The 16,033-nt window shown below is 38.4% G+C and carries 15 protein-coding genes; 13 read left to right on the top strand and 2 right to left on the bottom strand.

Going from position 1 to position 16,033, the window contains the following annotated elements:
* Nucleotides 1–26: 26 nt before the first annotated feature.
* Both K8089_RS13530 and ribD read right to left on the bottom strand, forming a co-directional pair.
* Nucleotides 27–899: an EamA family transporter gene (locus tag K8089_RS13530; protein WP_237603831.1), complete on the bottom strand. Its 873-nt coding sequence runs from the start codon at nt 897–899 to the stop codon at nt 27–29.
* Nucleotides 896–1,945 carry a bifunctional diaminohydroxyphosphoribosylaminopyrimidine deaminase/5-amino-6-(5-phosphoribosylamino)uracil reductase RibD gene (ribD, locus tag K8089_RS13525; RefSeq protein WP_237603830.1) on the bottom strand — a complete coding sequence of 350 codons (1,050 nt, stop codon included), beginning with the start codon at nt 1,943–1,945 and terminating at the stop codon, nt 896–898. The genes K8089_RS13530 and ribD overlap by 4 nt, the downstream gene beginning before the upstream one ends.
* Nucleotides 1,946–1,973: 28 nt before the next feature.
* Between ribD and K8089_RS13520 the strand changes: the two genes are divergently transcribed.
* The 13 genes from K8089_RS13520 to K8089_RS13460 form a co-directional block, all read left to right on the top strand.
* Nucleotides 1,974–2,459 (top strand): GNAT family N-acetyltransferase, encoded by a 486-nt coding sequence (locus K8089_RS13520; protein WP_237603829.1) that lies wholly within the window; start codon nt 1,974–1,976, stop codon nt 2,457–2,459.
* A gap of 91 nt (nt 2,460–2,550) precedes the next feature.
* The gene (gene prmC, locus K8089_RS13515) at nt 2,551–3,408 is read left to right on the top strand and encodes a peptide chain release factor N(5)-glutamine methyltransferase (RefSeq protein WP_237603828.1); all 858 of its coding nucleotides are present in this window, start codon (nt 2,551–2,553) and stop codon (nt 3,406–3,408) included.
* Nucleotides 3,409–3,478: 70 nt separating this feature from the next.
* Nucleotides 3,479–4,069, top strand: coding sequence for an LOG family protein (locus tag K8089_RS13510; protein WP_237603827.1), 591 nt, complete (start codon nt 3,479–3,481; stop codon nt 4,067–4,069).
* A gap of 54 nt (nt 4,070–4,123) precedes the next feature.
* Complete coding sequence (ligA, locus tag K8089_RS13505) at nt 4,124–6,121, top strand: NAD-dependent DNA ligase LigA (RefSeq protein ID WP_237603826.1); 1,998 nt, start codon at nt 4,124–4,126, stop codon at nt 6,119–6,121.
* A gap of 55 nt (nt 6,122–6,176) precedes the next feature.
* Nucleotides 6,177–6,692: a DUF6913 domain-containing protein gene (locus K8089_RS13500; RefSeq protein ID WP_237603825.1), complete on the top strand. Its 516-nt coding sequence runs from the start codon at nt 6,177–6,179 to the stop codon at nt 6,690–6,692.
* Nucleotides 6,693–6,714: 22 nt separating this feature from the next.
* Nucleotides 6,715–7,590 (top strand): 4-hydroxy-tetrahydrodipicolinate synthase, encoded by an 876-nt coding sequence (dapA, locus tag K8089_RS13495; protein ID WP_237603824.1) that lies wholly within the window; start codon nt 6,715–6,717, stop codon nt 7,588–7,590.
* Between the two features lie 138 nt (nt 7,591–7,728).
* Nucleotides 7,729–8,538, top strand: a complete 810-nt coding sequence (locus K8089_RS13490; protein ID WP_237603823.1) for an outer membrane protein assembly factor BamD — start codon at nt 7,729–7,731, stop codon at nt 8,536–8,538.
* 12 nt (nt 8,539–8,550) lie between these two features.
* Nucleotides 8,551–8,883, top strand: a complete 333-nt coding sequence (locus K8089_RS13485; RefSeq protein ID WP_237603822.1) for a DNA-directed RNA polymerase subunit omega — start codon at nt 8,551–8,553, stop codon at nt 8,881–8,883.
* A 97-nt stretch (nt 8,884–8,980) separates the two neighbouring features.
* Complete coding sequence (coaBC, locus tag K8089_RS13480) at nt 8,981–10,204, top strand: bifunctional phosphopantothenoylcysteine decarboxylase/phosphopantothenate--cysteine ligase CoaBC (RefSeq protein ID WP_237603821.1); 1,224 nt, start codon at nt 8,981–8,983, stop codon at nt 10,202–10,204.
* A complete protein-coding gene (gene porD / locus K8089_RS13475) occupies nt 10,197–11,087 on the top strand; it encodes a type IX secretion system protein PorD (protein WP_237603820.1) in 891 nt (296 codons plus the stop codon). Before coaBC ends, porD begins: the two co-directional genes overlap by 8 nt.
* A gap of 144 nt (nt 11,088–11,231) precedes the next feature.
* The gene (gene recN, locus K8089_RS13470) at nt 11,232–12,884 is read left to right on the top strand and encodes a DNA repair protein RecN (RefSeq protein ID WP_237603819.1); all 1,653 of its coding nucleotides are present in this window, start codon (nt 11,232–11,234) and stop codon (nt 12,882–12,884) included.
* Between the two features lie 72 nt (nt 12,885–12,956).
* Nucleotides 12,957–13,775 carry an enoyl-ACP reductase FabI gene (locus K8089_RS13465; RefSeq protein ID WP_237603818.1) on the top strand — a complete coding sequence of 273 codons (819 nt, stop codon included), beginning with the start codon at nt 12,957–12,959 and terminating at the stop codon, nt 13,773–13,775.
* 148 nt (nt 13,776–13,923) lie between these two features.
* Nucleotides 13,924–16,033: choice-of-anchor J domain-containing protein (locus K8089_RS13460; protein ID WP_237603817.1), on the top strand; the 2,110-nt coding region annotated here is incomplete at its 3' end.

The raw sequence follows: 16,033 nt of genomic DNA, 5'->3' as shown, positions 1-16,033 counted from the left end.
ATAACAAGGTTTTTTTGGTCAGTGATCTAAAATTTTTCAAAGGCAATTAAAATAATGCTAATTACGGCAAGCCCGATTCCAATCCAGTTTTTCACTAATAATTTTTCTTTAAATAGTAAAATGCCCACTAAAGTTGAAAACATTACAATCGCCACATTATTGATTGTAAAAACGCCCGAACTGTCAAAAATACCACTGCGTAGCGCCTGCACCAAAAAATAGATGGAGAAATAATTTGGAATTCCCAAAGCAATGCCGCCAAGCACATTTTTAAACTGAAATTTAAAATTCCCTTTACTCGCTTGGAATGCTAAAATTACAAATCCAATTACGCCGGCCATGGCATAAATAGTGGCCGAAAATATAGGGATGTCGTGTTTAGCTATAAATTCTCCTTCCAAATATTTTACGGTGGTATCTATTATTCCACTTCCTAAAAATACCAAAATAGGAAAGATGAAATTGGAGCGTTTTATTTTTATGCCGTCCTTCGTTTTTATTGAAGCTAAATACACAGCGATTAATGCTAAAATAATACCTGTAATTTTTAAAAACCCCAAACTTTCGTTATAATAAACTAAGCCAAAAATAATAGGAATTACAACGCTCATTTTTGTCGCAACCGAAACCACTGAAAGTCCGCTGCGCTGCGTGGTTATTGCCATTAAATTAAAAACAATTATAAACAATGCTCCTAAAACCAACGCAAATGGAAACCAACTAAAACTTGGAATGGCAAGAAAATCTACAGTTTCTTTTTGAAAAATAATTCCACAAAAACAGGCCGTTACATAATTAAAGGTAAGTCCGTGAAGGGTGTTAATTTTAAACTTTGAAAATAGTTTAAAAACCACAAAAATCATTGTGGAAGAGAGGATGCTAAGCGCGAGTGCTATCAAGAGTTGGGGTTTTTAAAGTTTCGGAAAGTGTCGTCTTTTATGTTTTTTTCGGAAATCATTTCACCTTTAAAAACAGGAGCTTTCACACCTTCAATAAATGTGTTGTTTCCATAAAACACGAAAGCCTCATCCCAAAGATTGGCATCAATAAAAGTTTGAAGCGTTTTCGCACCGCCTTCAATTATAATGGATTGAATATTACTTCGGAAAAGAGCTTCGCAAATTTGCTTCGGAATTTCTTCAGAAAAATCAATTTTCTCAAAAGTTATATTTTCCGAAGTTTTGCCTTCTTTTTCAGTGAAAACAATCGTTTTTGAACTTGTATCAAAAACTGAAAAGTCTTGCGCAATTTTCAGCTCTTTATCAATAACAATCCGCGTTGGATTTTCACCCGTCCATTCCCGAACCGTAAGCGATGGATTGTCCTGCAAAACCGTGTTCGTTCCCACTAAAATAGCTTGCTCTTCGGCTCGCATTTTATGCACTAATTGTCGTGAAAATTCATTTGTAATCCACACAGGTTTGGTCTCGTTGCGGGTTTCGCTTTTGGGAGCGATAAAACCGTCTGCAGTCTGCGCCCATTTCAAGAAAATATAAGGCCGTTTTTTTTGATAAAATGTAAAAAACCGTTTGTTTAATTGGTTGCATTCGTTTTCTAAAACGCCCACGATTACTTGGCAGCCGGCTTCCATTAATCTTTTTATTCCCCGACCAGCTACTTGTGGATTTGGATCTAAACTACCTAGAACCACTTTTTTAATTCCGGTGTCAATTATCAAATTTGCACAGGGCGGTGTTTTGCCAAAATGGCTGCACGGTTCCAAGCTCACATAAATGGTTGCTTCCTTTAAAACCTTGGTGTTGCTTACGCTGGAAATAGCATTTACTTCGGCGTGCGGTTGCCCAGCTTTGTAGTGCCAACCTTCGCCAATAATTTCATTTTTATGAACAATGACGCTGCCAACTAACGGATTTGGATAGGTGGTTCCCAGTCCGTTTTTAGCCAGTTGAATGCAGCGGGTAATATATTTTTCGTGTATCTTCACCGCGTAAAAATACAAGGTTTTAATTAGAATGAGTGCACCATTTATTCGTCTTATTGAAAAGAAAGACAATCCGCAAATCGCCAAAGTAATACGCAGTGTTTTAATAGATTTTAATGTGCCAAAAGTGGGTACGGCTTATGCAGATGCCGCGTTAGATTGTATGTTTGAAACCTACCAAAAACCAAAAGCGGCTTATTTTGTAGTTGAAGCAAACAATAAAATTATTGGCGGTGCGGGCATTGCCCAATTAGACAATTATGAAGGTAATGTCTGCGAACTTCAAAAAATGTATTTTCTTACCGAAGCCCGTGGCACAGGTCTTGGCGCGCAAATGATGGAATTTTGTTTGGCAAAAGCACGCGAATTTGAATATGAAAAAATATACCTTGAAACCATGGAATATATGACGCACGCCCAAAAACTTTACAAACAATCGGGCTTTGAATATATTGCCGGTGCACTGGGCGATACGGGTCATTATTCGTGTCCCGTGCATATGGTTAAACATTTGTAAATTTCAAATAAACCTCAAATAACAAAATCCAAAATTTCAAACGTTGATTTGGGATTCAATTTCAATTTCATTTGAATATAAACACGATCACTTGAAAATTTTAGAACAAAAGGAACATTTTAAAAACCAACTTTCAGGAATTTATCCTTCGGAAGAAATACAGTCGTTTTTTAATATACTTTCTGAAAAATACTTAGGATTCACCCGATTGCAAATTGCACTCGACCCCAAAGTTGAAGTAACTGAAAAAGATTCAGAAAAATTTGAAAAGGCGCTACTTCGGCTTAAAAAACACGAACCCATTCAATATATAATAGGTGAAACTGAATTTTACGGTCTTCCTTTTAAAGTGAATAAACACACTCTAATTCCGCGTCCCGAAACCGAGGAGTTGGTTGAATGGATATTATCTGAAAAAGCTCTCCCTACTCAAATCTCAAACTTCAATACTATTTTAGATATTGGAACCGGGAGTGGTTGCATTGCTATTTCACTTGCCAAAAATCTTCAAAACGCTGAAGTTGCTGCTTTGGATATTTCAGAGGAGGCTTTACAAATTGCGCGGGAAAATGCCAAACTAAATTCTGCTGAAGTAACTTTTTTTCAAACAGACATTTTAAAGGCTGAAACCCTTCCGACGCAATATAATATAATTGTTTCAAATCCGCCCTATGTGCGCGAATTGGAAATGGAAAAGATGCAGCAAAACGTTTTAAAATATGAGCCAAACACGGCTTTGTACGTTAAAGATGTCGATCCGTTGCTGTTTTACCGAGCAATTTCTACGTTGGCAAAAAGTCATTTAAAACCCGATGGAAAACTTTTTTTCGAGATTAATGAGTACCTTAGTGAAGAATTATCTGCGCTTTTAACGAGTGAAGGTTTCAGAAATATTGAAGTAAAAAAAGACATTTTTGGAAAAGACCGAATGGTAAAATGTAATTTATAACCGCCGTGTTCTCTGTGTTTTTATGGTGAAGAATAAGCCAAATACGCAAAGTTCCACTAGAACAGGAAATATGAATAAACTTGAAAAAATATGCATTTTTTGCGGGAGCAGTGATGGCAACGATTTGGCTATTTCTGATGCTGCAAAGAATTTAGGACAGATTTTCGCTAAACGCAACATTACTTTAGTTTATGGCGCCGCGAAGATTGGCGTGATGGGCGTTATTGCCAAAAGTGTTTTGGAGAACAAAGGAAAGGTTATTGGGATAATTCCTAATTTTTTAAAGAAGAAAGAAGTTGTTCATTTGGGCCTTACCGAATTAATTACAACTGAAAACATGCACGAACGTAAACTGAAAATGCAAGAAGAAAGCGACGGTTTTATCGCACTTCCGGGCGGCATGGGTACTTTGGAAGAACTTTTTGAAATAATAACTTGGCTTCAATTAGGGCTGCATCAAAAACCAATCGGTCTGTTGAATATTAACGGGTTTTACAACGATCTTATTAAAATGCTCGAAACCATGGTGCGCAAAGGCTTTCTTTCTATGGATAATTACAGTTTGCTTTTGGTAGATACCAATCCCGTGAATCTTTTAAAGAAAATGAATGAATTTAAACGCCCAGATGTTCCCAAATGGCTGAATGAGGATAGAGCGTAAAAAAAACCTCAAAGGTCTCAAAGACCTGTGAGGTTTAAATTTTATATTTGTTGCATGAACATCGAACAACAAATAACATCGCTTCGCAACGAACTTCGCGAGCATAATTATAACTATTACATATTAGATAATCCAACAATTTCCGACTTTGAATTTGATCAAAAACTGAAGCAACTTCAGGAGTTAGAAAAAGCGCATCCCGAATTTTACGATGCTAATTCGCCCACGCTGCGGGTTGGCGGAGCGGTTACTAAGAATTTCGAAACCGTTCCCCACACTTACAGAATGTATTCTTTGGATAATTCGTATTCAAAAGAAGATTTGGAAGACTGGGAAAAGCGAATTGAAAAAGCGATTGATGGCGAAGTCGCATTTACCTGCGAGCTCAAATACGACGGCGCTTCCATTAGTTTGACTTATGAAAACGGAAAGTTGAAAAAAGCCGTAACCCGTGGCGATGGTTTTCAAGGCGATGATGTAACTGCTAACGTAAAAACAATCCGTTCCGTTCCGTTGCAATTAAGAGGCGATTACCCGCCTTTGTTTGATATTCGCGGTGAAATTGTTTTGCCTTTTGAAGGTTTTGCAAAGATGAATGCCGAAAGAGTTGAATTGGGTGAAGAACCTTATCGCAACCCAAGAAATACCGCTTCGGGAAGTTTAAAATTGCAAGACAGTGCAGAAGTGGCAAAACGTCCGTTAGATTGTTTGTTATACAGTATTACGGGAGAAAGGCTTCCTATAAAAACACAATTTGAAAGTTTAGAAAAAGCACGCCAATGGGGGTTTAAAGTTCCCGAAGCTGCCAAGCTCGCTAAAAGCATGGATGAGGTTTTGGAGTTTGTAAATTATTGGGATATTCACCGTCACGAATTGCCTTACGAAACGGATGGAGTAGTGGTTAAGGTGAACAATCTCCAGCAGCAGGAAGAGTTGGGTTATACAGCAAAATCGCCGCGTTGGGCGATGGCTTACAAATTTAAAGCCGAACAGGTTTCTACCGTTTTAAACCAAATTACGTACCAAGTAGGGCGGACTGGTGCAATAACGCCGGTTGCAAATTTAGAACCCGTTGAATTGGCGGGAACCATTGTAAAACGCGCTTCGCTTCACAACGCAGACCAAATTGAAAAGCTCGATATACGCGAAGGCGATACCGTTTTTGTTGAAAAAGGCGGCGAGATTATTCCGAAAATAATTGGAGTAGATTTTACGCAGCGCGATCCAAATTCAAATCCTACAAATTATATAACCGAATGTCCCGAATGCAGCACGCCCTTAGTTCGCACCGAAGGCGAAGCCCAGCATTATTGCCCGAATGCGGCTGGTTGTCCGCCACAAATTATTGGCCGTATTCAGCATTTTATTTCGCGAAAGGCGATGGATATTGAAGGTTTGGGCGGTGAGACTGTGGCACTATTAGTGAACAACGGTTTAATAAACAACTATGCAGATTTGTATCTTTTAACTGAAGAACAAATAATTCCGTTGGAACGAATGGCGCAAAAAAGTGCCGAAAATATTGTGAAGGGAATTGAAGCTTCCAAACAAATTCCGTTTGAAAGAGTGCTCTTCGGATTAGGAATTCGTTATGTGGGTGAAACCGTAGCGAAAAAACTCGCAAAGCAGTACAAAACAATTGATGCGCTGCAAAATGCAACGGAAGAAGAATTGATTACCGTTGATGAAATTGGCGAACGCATCGCTCAAAGTGTAGTTTCTTTTTTTGCTTCCGAAGAAAATATTGCTATAATTGAGCGAATGAAAAGTTACGGTGTGCAGTTGGAAATTTCGGCAGAAAAACTCGCAAACCAAACCGATACTTTAAAAGGAAATACCTTTGTAGTTTCCGGTGTCTTTACAAAAGTTTCGCGCAACGAACTTAAAAAATTGATTGAAGACAATGGCGGAAAGGTTTCCAGCTCAATTTCGTCTAAAACCAATTATGTTGTCGCAGGCGAAAATATGGGGCCGAGTAAAAAAACCAAGGCAGAAAGTCTAGGCGTAGCAATTATTTCGGAAGATGATTTTTTGCAAATGATTTCAAATTGAAAATAGAAATAGCATTGAAAAAAACTATTTTTGCCACTCAAGCATTGCCCATTTTATGTTGAAGAAAGTAAAACAAAAATCACTAAAAAAACATATCGATAAAAACCTGTCGAAGCGGGATTTTTCGAAGCGAAACGAGCCTTTAAAAAGTTTGGGATTTGTGGTAGATGAAGCTTTTTTTAACGATTTTGAAAAACTGTATGAATTTGGAGCAGCGCTCGGATTACAACCAAAAGACGTAAAAATTTTCAGCTTTATTGAAACGCGGAAGAAGTTACCTTCGCTACGACAAAACCAAATAACCAACAAAGAATTTACGTGGCGCGGTGAAATTAAAAGTCAGAATGCATTAGAATTTTTAGAATTGCCTTTTGATGTTTTAATAGGTTTTTACCCAGGTAAACACGAGTATTTAAGTGCAATGGTTGTACAGAGCAAAGCAAAATTTACCATTGGTTTTAAAGGTGCTGACGAACGATTATACGATTTGCTTTTAGCCGTGGCGCCTCTAAAACTAGATGATTTTAAAAGTGAAGTGATAAAATATTTGAAAATCTTTAAAAAGATTTGAAATTAAAAAAATATAGATTGTTATGAAAGAATTAATTGGAACGGGCGTAGCGCTCATCACCCCATTTAAAAGCGACTTTTCAGTAGATGTGGATGGGCTTAAAAATGTGGTGAATTTCAATATTGAAAACGGAATTAATTACTTGGTAGTTTTAGGCACCACCGCCGAAAACGCAACGCTTTCAAAAGAAGAAAAGCAAGTTGTTATCGATACGGTAATTACGGCAAATAACGGACGTTTGCCCTTGGTTTTAGGTATTGGTGGCAATAATACGCAAGAAGTTATTGAAGAAATGAAAACCCGCGATTTATCAGCTTTCACGGCTATTCTTTCGGTTTCGCCATATTACAACAAACCTACACAAGAAGGAATTTACCAACATTTTGCAGCCATTGCAAAAGCGGCTCCGTTACCTGTTATTTTGTATAATGTTCCGGGGAGAACGGCTTCAAATATGTTGCCTGAAACAGTGATTAGATTAGCAAACGATTTCGAAAAAATTGTGGCAATAAAAGAGGCGGCGGGCGATATTGTGCAAGCAATGAAGTTAATTGCTGGTTGCCCAAAAGATTTCTTAATAATTTCGGGTGACGATATGATTACATTGCCGATGGTGCTTGCTGGAGGTGCAGGCGTAATTTCGGTTATTGGCGAAGGTTTCCCGAAGGAATTCTCACAAATGGTAAAACTAGGTTTGGAGAAAAAAGTAGATGAAGCCTATAAAATTCACCATAAAATTGCCCCGGCGATTGATTATATTTTTGCCGAAGGAAATCCGGCCGGAATTAAGGCAGTTTTCAAGAAATTAGGTGTTTGCGGCGATACCGTACGGCTTCCGTTAGTGGGAGTTAGCGAGGGTTTGCAATCTAAAATTGACGCCTTTGTTGAAAAGTTTTAGAAACCACTTCATTTAATTTAGAAGTTAAATATTTCAAAAGGCTTGCAAATAATAGCCTTCGGCGCAATATTTTAGCCAAATAATAAGTTTGTTCAATCACGTTTAATTCCCTATTTTTGCACGATGTTTTTTAAGCCCATGCGATTACCACTTTTTTTAATACTCTGCCTTACCATTCTTCTTACTTCTTGTAGTCAATATCAAGAGGTTTTGCGAAAGGATGATATGGGTAAAAAATACGCGTTAGCCGATTCGCTTTATAGAACGGGAAAGTTCAAAAAAGGACTTAAATTAATGGAGCAGTTAGTGCCCGCGTACAGAGGAAAGCCGCAAGGCGAAAAACTAATGTATATCTACGCAAATACCTATTACAATTTAGAAGATTACTATCTTGCCGGGTATCAATTTGAAAGATTTACGCAAGCCTATCCAATGAGTGATAGCATTGAAGTTGCATCGTTTAAATCTGCAAAAAGCTTCTATCAGCTTTCTCCAAGATATTCGTTAGATCAAAGAGATACCTACAAAGGGCTTGAGAAATTGCAGGAGTTTATAAATGATTACCCCAACTCAGATAAACGCCCCGAAGCAAACGCTTTGGTTGCAGAGCTAAGAAACAAGCTGGAAAAGAAAGAGTTTGAAGTAGCAAAACAATATTTACGTGTTGAAGATTACAAAGCTGCAATTGAAGCTTTTGATAATTTTATAACAGACAATCCAGGTTCAATTTATAGGAAAGATGCCTTTTACGGAAGATTCGTATCCGCTTATAAATTAGCCATTAACAGTATACCTGTTTTGGTGCAAGAGCGTTTACGTGATGCGAAAGGGCACTACAATAATTTTATAAAATATTACAAGGATACAGACTTGGCTCCCCAAGCATTAGAATATTATCAGGACATTGAGAGCAAGCTCGTTCCTTTAGAAACAGAACCCACTATTTAATTAATTTTTACTATGGATATTAAAAATTCAGACGCACCCATCAATACGGTTACACTAGACAAGAACTTAATTGATGCACCAACAAATAACATTTATGAAGCTATTTCAATTATTTCGAAAAGAGCGACACAAATAAATGGTGACATCAAAAAAGAATTGCTTGAAAAGCTTGATGAGTTCGCTACTTACAACGATAGTTTGGAAGAGATTTTTGAAAACAAAGAACAAATAGAGGTTTCAAAATTTTACGAAAGACTTCCTAAACCACACGCTTTGGCGGTGCAGGAATGGTTGGAAAACAAAATATACTACCGCAATACTGCTGACGAAGTAGTAGAGGAGTAGGCCCCTTACCCGCCGCTGCGGGGAACACAGAGCGTATACAAACGCTTAAAGCTGTGTGTTGATTGATTACTGAACTTTGATTACTGAACACTGAACTATGTCTGTTTTGAACGGGAAAAATATCTTGCTTGGCGTAACTGGCGGGATTGCCGCATACAAAACAGCTTTTTTGGTTCGGCTTTTAGTGAAAAAAGGAGCTAATGTAAAAGTGGTTATGACGGATTCTGCAAAGGAATTTGTTACCCCACTTACTCTTGCAACACTTTCAAAAAACGAAGTGTTTTCTTCTTTTACAGATGAAAAAGATGAAAATGCTTTTAAAGAGCCCAAATGGAACAATCACGTAGAATTGGCCCTTTGGGCTGATTTGTTTTTGATAGCTCCGGCTACTGCAAACACACTTTCCAAAATGGCCAATGGCACTTGCAACAACTTATTGCTTGCCTGCTATCTTTCAGCGAAATGCCCAGTGTATTACGCGCCCGCAATGGATTTAGACATGTACCAACACCCAAGTACTGCTGCAACTTTTGAAAAACTAAACAGCTTCGGAAATATTCAAATTCCCGCGGCTTTTGGTGAACTTGCAAGCGGTTTGGTAGGGCAGGGCAGAATGGCGGAACCCGAAGAGATTGTTTCATTTTTGGAAAATAATATTTTATCGAAACTACCACTACGCGGGAAGAAGTTTTTAGTAACCGCCGGCCCCACGTACGAAGCAATTGACCCGGTTCGATTTATAGGAAATCATTCCAGCGGGAAAATGGGTTATGCAATTGCCGAAACAGCAGCCGAATTTGGCGCTGAGGTTGTTTTAATTTCAGGCCCTTCAGTTCTAAAACTTGAAAACGATTTTATTAAAATTATTCGCGTTACTTCCGCCGAAGAAATGTATAATGCGGCGCACGAATATTTCGATAGTAGCGACGTAGCCATTTTAAGCGCTGCTGTAGCCGATTATCGCCCGACGGAAGTTGTTTCAGAAAAAATAAAAAAGAAAACAGATAACTTCACGCTTCACCTTACAAAAACTAAGGATATATTGGCTTCGTTAGGCGAAATTAAGAAACAACAATTTTTGGTTGGTTTTGCGTTGGAAACTCAAAACGAAGAAGAAAATGCAAAATTGAAACTGAAAAAAAAGAATTTAGATTTAATTGTGTTAAATTCGCTTCGAGACGAAGGTGCCGGTTTTAAATCTGACACCAATAAAATAACTTTAATTAGCAAAGACAATAAAACGCTTCCTTTTCCTGTTAAACCTAAAACGGAAGTAGCAAAAGATATTTTAGAATATATTATAGAACAGACAAATGCGTAAAATTTTACTTTTTATATTAGCGACTGTAGCTGTATTTACTGCAGAAGCCCAAGAACTTAATTGTACCGTTTCTATTGATGCCGAACAAACCGGTCAACCCAATTTGCAAATTTTCCGCACCCTGGAAACGCAGTTGCGAGAGTTTGTAAACAACACAAAATGGACCGATAAAGAATACAAAAACCAAGAGCGAATAGATTGTAATATGACGCTTGTTATAAGTCAGTTTGACGGCGATTCATTTACTGCTACACTGCAAGTTCAGTCTTCGCGACCCGTTTTTCAATCTACTTATGATACGCCAGTTTACAACTATTTTGACAGGCAAGTAAAGTTTAGTTATAAGGAATTTGAGCCGTTATCATTTAATATAAACAGCTTTGATTCTAACCTTGTATCGGTGATTGCCTACCACGTTTACACCGTGATTGGTTTAGATGCCGATACTTTTACCCTAAACGGAGGTACGCCTTATTTTGAAATTGCCAAACAAATAACAAATACGGCTGCACCAAGTAATTATCAAGGTTGGAAAGCTACAGATGGTAACCAGTCAAGATACCGCTATAACGATGCGTTGTTGTCTTCGGTTTATAAGGAATTCCACGATGTAATGTATCAATATCACCGCGAAGGAATGGATAAAATGGCTGCAGATCAAAAAGGAGCCAAACAAACCATTGCCGAAGCCATCAATAAGCTAAAAGGTATTAACGATCGCCGACCAAATTCTTTTTTGGTTCGTACGTTTTTTGATGCAAAAAGCGACGAAATACAAGCCATTTTCAGCGGCGGCCCGCAGGTTGATATTACAAGACTTGTTGAAAACCTGAATAGATTGGCGCCCACAAAACGCAGCAACTGGGCCGAAATTAAATTTTAATTTTAGCAAGATTATACCAATTAGTATCTTTCCTTTAAATTTATAGGTTTAAAATAGATTCAGGGTTAAATATTCAAAAACGCAACTTTGAAATATTAATTTTGAAAAATCTAGCGTCTCACGATTAAAATCTAACATCGAAAAATGATAACCAGCCTCGCCATAAAAAACTATGCGCTTATTGAAGATATTCGTGTGGATTTAAACGAGGGTTTAACCATAATTACAGGCGAAACGGGTGCTGGAAAATCTATTATTTTAGGAGCTTTGGCGCTTTTGTTAGGAAAACGAGCCGATTTAAGTAGCATAAAAAATGAAGCTGTTAAATGTGTAATTGAAGGACATTTTCAAATAAAAAATTACAGTTTACACCAAGTTTTCACCGAAAATGAATTAGACTACGAAGACCACACCATTATTCGTCGCGAAATTTTGCCCAGTGGAAAATCGCGAGCCTTTGTAAACGATACGCCGGTGGCTTTAGCGCAACTGCAAGCGTTGGCGCCGTATTTGGTAGATGTTCACAGCCAGCACGAAACCTTAGAAATTGTTTCGGAAACATTTCAGATGGAAGTAATAGATGCGCTTGCAGGAAATGCTGAAGTTTTAAAATTGTATCAACTTCAATTTGAAGATTTCAAAAAGATTTCGGATAAACTTTCGGCTTTAAAATTACAAAAGGAAAATGCTTCCAAAGAGCTGGATTACAATACATTTCTTTTTAATGAACTGCAGCTTGCGGGTTTAAAAAAACTAAACCAAGAAGAGCTCGAAGAAACATACGAAACGCTTAACAATGCTGAAGCAATACAAGAAGCATTGAGCAGTGTTAACGGTCTTTTTGAAGAAGAACAAATTGGTGCTTTACAAACTGCAAAAGAAGCGCGCATTGTTTTGGGGAAAATTAAAGATTTTTCAAAAATATTTGAAGATTTTTGGCAGCGTTTAAACAGCGTAATTATTGAATTAGAAGATATTTCGACCGAAGTAGCCAACACTGCCGAAACAATTGAAGCGGACCCCGAAACACTTTCACAGATTAATGAAAAGTTACAAACGCTTTATAAACTTCAGCAGAAACACTCAGTAGCCACCGTTGCCGAATTGATTGCAATTGAAGAGGAACTGGAAGAAAAAGTGAATACCACACTTGGATTGGACGAGCAAATTGAAAAATTAGAAAAACAAAAAAGCGACTTGCGCGAAAAGGCGTTAAAAACTGGGGAAAAGCTTCATAAGAAGCGAGTAGATGCTATTCCCGTTCTTAAGAAAAAACTGGAAGAAACGCTTTTTCCTTTGGGACTGCCAAATGCACGGTTTCAGTTTGAACTTACTGCTTCGGAAACTTTTAAAAGCAACGGAACAGATACGTTACAATTGCTATTTACTGCAAATAAGGGATTGGCTTTTGGTCCGATAAAAAAAGTGGCTTCGGGTGGCGAAATGAGCCGTATTATGCTTGCCATAAAAGCTGTTTTAGCCGAATACAAAAAACTACCAACCATTGTTTTTGACGAAATTGATACAGGAGTTTCGGGCGAAGTGGCTAATAAAATGGCGGTAATTATGCATAAAATGAGTACGTCGATGCAGTTACTGAGCATTACGCACTTACCGCAAATAGCCGCAAAAGGCGACCATCATTTAAAAGTTTACAAAGACGACGTGAACGAAATTACTGCAACTCATCTCAAGATTTTGGACACCGAGGAACGAATTGTAGAGATTGCGCAAATGCTGGGTGGTAAAAATGTTTCGGAAGCCGCCATTGCAAATGCGAAGGAATTATTGAATTAAAATGTATCTTTACTCATCGGTTTAAAACTAAGATAAAACGAAAATCTATTCAACTAATAAAATACTTAAAACATGTCGTATAACTTATTAAAAGGAAAACGAGGAATTATTTTTGGCGCATTGGATGCAAATTCAATAGCTTGGAAAACCGCGGAACGCGTTCACGAAGAAGGCGGAAAATTTGTACTTACAAATGCGCCAATTGCACTGCGCATGGGAACCATTAATGAACTTGCGGAGAAAACTAACTCAGAAGTTATTCCTGCTGATGCCACAAGCATTGAAGATCTGGAAAACTTGGTAGCAAAGGCAACTGAAATTTTGGGTGGAAAAATAGATTTTGTTTTGCACTCTATTGGTATGTCTGTTAACGTGCGAAAAGGCAATCATTATACCAATCAGAATTATGACTTTACCCACAAAGGTTGGGATATTTCTGCGGGTTCGTTTCATAAAACAATGCAAGTGCTTTACCAAAAAGATGCCATGAATGAATGGGGAAGTATTATAGCGCTTACCTATATGGCTTCGCAGCGTGTTTTTCCGGATTACAACGATATGGCAGATAATAAGGCATATTTGGAGAGTATAGCGCGTAGTTTTGGTTATTTCTTTGGAAGAGATAAAAAGGTTCGAGTAAATACTATTTCGCAATCGCCAACACCAACTACGGCCGGACAAGGTGTTAAAGGGTTTGATGGCTTTATTAGTTATGCAGATAAAATGTCGCCATTAGGTAACGCAACAGCCTTAGACTGTGCTAATTATACGGTAGCGATGTTTAGCGATTTAACAAAACGCGTAACCCTTCAAAATTTATATAACGACGGCGGTTTTTCTAATATGGGCGTGAGTGATGGTGTCATGGAGGCTTTTGTAGAAGGCAAGTAATTTTCTAGAGAATAAATATTAAAAAATCCTGTCCCATTCTCTGAGGCAGGATTTTTTCGTTAATACAGATAATGTGTGGGCTAAAAATCATTTTTTTAAACATTTTTTAGGTACATTTAGGGACTTATTAACTAAACTCATAGCAATTATGAAAAAAATTACAATGTTTATTTTTGCTTTCATCGGTATAATGGCTACCGTAGAAGCGCAATTTATTCAACAGAATACTTCGATTTACGGATCGAAAACATCTGGTGTGGAAAACAGACAGCAAGAAACGATGCCTTCTGTAGTATTGAATAATGAAACACGGTCTGCCACTTTTGATGCGCAGAACCTCAATTCAGAAACCCCCATATTGAGCAACCAAAGAGCTGGTGCTCGGGGTCCACAGGCAACTTTACTTACTGAAGATTTTGACGACATTACAACATTGCCGGGAGCAGGCTTTACTTTTGTGAATGCAAGTGATGTGGTAGGCTCCACTGATTGGTTTCAAGGTAACGATGCGGTTTTTCCGGCACAATCTGGAGCTTCAACCGCATATATTGGAGCCAATTATAATAATACTGCGGGAAGTGTTATTAATAACTTTATGATTACACCAGTTCTCAATTTAGAAAACGGAGACGAAATTATTTTCTGGACACGTGTTCCTACGGGAAGTACGTTTCCAGATAGATTGGAAGTGCGTATTAGCCCAGATGGAGCTAATGTGGATCCAACCGGGCCGGCAGATGTTGGGTCTTACACTGAGTTGTTATTAGAGATAAACCCGAGTTTAACTGTGGGCGGTTATCCTGAGACATGGACTCAATTCACTGTTGCAATTACTGGCCTTACAGGAGCAACAGATACGCGCGTTGCATTTAGATATTGGGTAACCAATGGAGGTCCTGCGGGCAGTAATTCAGATTATATAGGTATTGATACTTTAACAATTGAAGAAGGTACTGGCGGCGGTGGCGGCGGAGTTTGTGGCACTCCCATCCTCGAAGTAAATCAAGATGCTACCAATACTTGTATGGCTAACATTACTCAAGGAGGTTTGGCACAATCTTATATTGCTTTAGAAGACCAATCTGCTGGAGCTGGTATTATGTTTACAGATCCTTCCACTGGATTGGATGTTAATTTATCATTGTGGGATGGACTTCCGAATGCTGGCGGAACTATGCTAGCGAGCGGAACATCGCAAACCGATGGAACTGTATGGGCCGATGTATATTGGGATCCCGTTGTAGACGTAACGGTAGGAGATACATATTATATTGTTATTGAAGGAGATCCAACGTTACCTTGTGTTGCGGGAGACACTACTAACCCATACCCTGGTGGTAATGTTTTTGCAAATGCAGGTTATAATCCATTTCCAGACTTTGATTATACCTTTAGAACTTATAGTTGTGATAGTGGCGGTGGTAATAATTGGACCGTTACCGTAGAAGATGCTATTAATTTTGGTGATGAGGTATCTTGGGAATTGAGAGACAATCTGGGAGCGGTAATTTTAAGTGGCGGTCCCTATGGTGCGCCCCCTTATTCAGATACTCAAATGGTAATGACTTCAAATGAGCCATTAGAATTTTATATAGAGTCCATAGGAACTTTTGGTGATAATACACCTACATATACTGTTTCTTGTGGAGGTAATGTAATAATTACTGGTACAGTTGCTGGCGGTACAGATAATACCTTCCCTGGTCTCGTGTGCGGCGGCGGAGGCGGCTGTCCAATAGTTAGCGACTGTAACTTAATAGACTCCACTCCAGACGACGCAACAAGTCCTGATATTTGGGACAGACCTTTTGCAGATGGTACGTGCTGCTCAGGTTTAGGCCCTGTATCTTATGACGTTTACGGTCCATTTACCGTTGATGTTACTGGTCTTTACACTATTGACAGTGATCAAGATGGCGGTGCTTGGGATGGTTATATTTTCTTATATGAAACTTGTTTTGATCCATTAGATCAAACTACAAATTATGTAGCTGGAGATGATGACGGTCCAGGTGGTTTAGGAACTTCTCAAATATTAGATGTAAACTTAACTGCAGGTACTGAATATTATTTGATTACAACTGGTTTTAGCGCTGGTGACTTCGGTGACTTTGAAAATACAATTACAGGTGTGGGTACAGCTAGCTGTGGCGGACCGGTAGTGACTTATGATGATTGCGCTGGTGCAATAGCCCTTTCTTGTGGTGACAGTGTAGTAGGTGAAACTTTAACTGCAACAGATTCTGGCGGAAACGCTG

It is taken from the genome of Aequorivita vitellina (assembly GCF_022008365.1).
Classification (GTDB): Bacteria; Bacteroidota; Bacteroidia; order Flavobacteriales; family Flavobacteriaceae; genus Aequorivita; species Aequorivita vitellina.
The sequence above is the reverse complement of the archived record's forward strand: the minus strand, read 5'-3'. Positions and strand labels throughout refer to the sequence as shown.

What these genes read in the sequence shown, in the direction of transcription:
- recN (WP_237603819.1), top strand. Translation starts at nt 11,232, where the DNA reads ATGATAACCAGCCTCGCCATAAAAAACTATGCGCTTATTGAAGATATT.
- K8089_RS13500 (WP_237603825.1), top strand. Translation starts at nt 6,177, where the DNA reads ATGTTGAAGAAAGTAAAACAAAAATCACTAAAAAAACATATCGATAAA.
- porD (WP_237603820.1), top strand. Translation starts at nt 10,197, where the DNA reads ATGCGTAAAATTTTACTTTTTATATTAGCGACTGTAGCTGTATTTACT.
- coaBC (WP_237603821.1), top strand. Translation starts at nt 8,981, where the DNA reads ATGTCTGTTTTGAACGGGAAAAATATCTTGCTTGGCGTAACTGGCGGG.
- K8089_RS13510 (WP_237603827.1), top strand. Translation starts at nt 3,479, where the DNA reads ATGAATAAACTTGAAAAAATATGCATTTTTTGCGGGAGCAGTGATGGC.
- ligA (WP_237603826.1), top strand. Translation starts at nt 4,124, where the DNA reads ATGAACATCGAACAACAAATAACATCGCTTCGCAACGAACTTCGCGAG.
- K8089_RS13520 (WP_237603829.1), top strand. Translation starts at nt 1,974, where the DNA reads ATGAGTGCACCATTTATTCGTCTTATTGAAAAGAAAGACAATCCGCAA.
- dapA (WP_237603824.1), top strand. Translation starts at nt 6,715, where the DNA reads ATGAAAGAATTAATTGGAACGGGCGTAGCGCTCATCACCCCATTTAAA.
- K8089_RS13485 (WP_237603822.1), top strand. Translation starts at nt 8,551, where the DNA reads ATGGATATTAAAAATTCAGACGCACCCATCAATACGGTTACACTAGAC.
- K8089_RS13465 (WP_237603818.1), top strand. Translation starts at nt 12,957, where the DNA reads ATGTCGTATAACTTATTAAAAGGAAAACGAGGAATTATTTTTGGCGCA.
- K8089_RS13490 (WP_237603823.1), top strand. Translation starts at nt 7,729, where the DNA reads ATGCGATTACCACTTTTTTTAATACTCTGCCTTACCATTCTTCTTACT.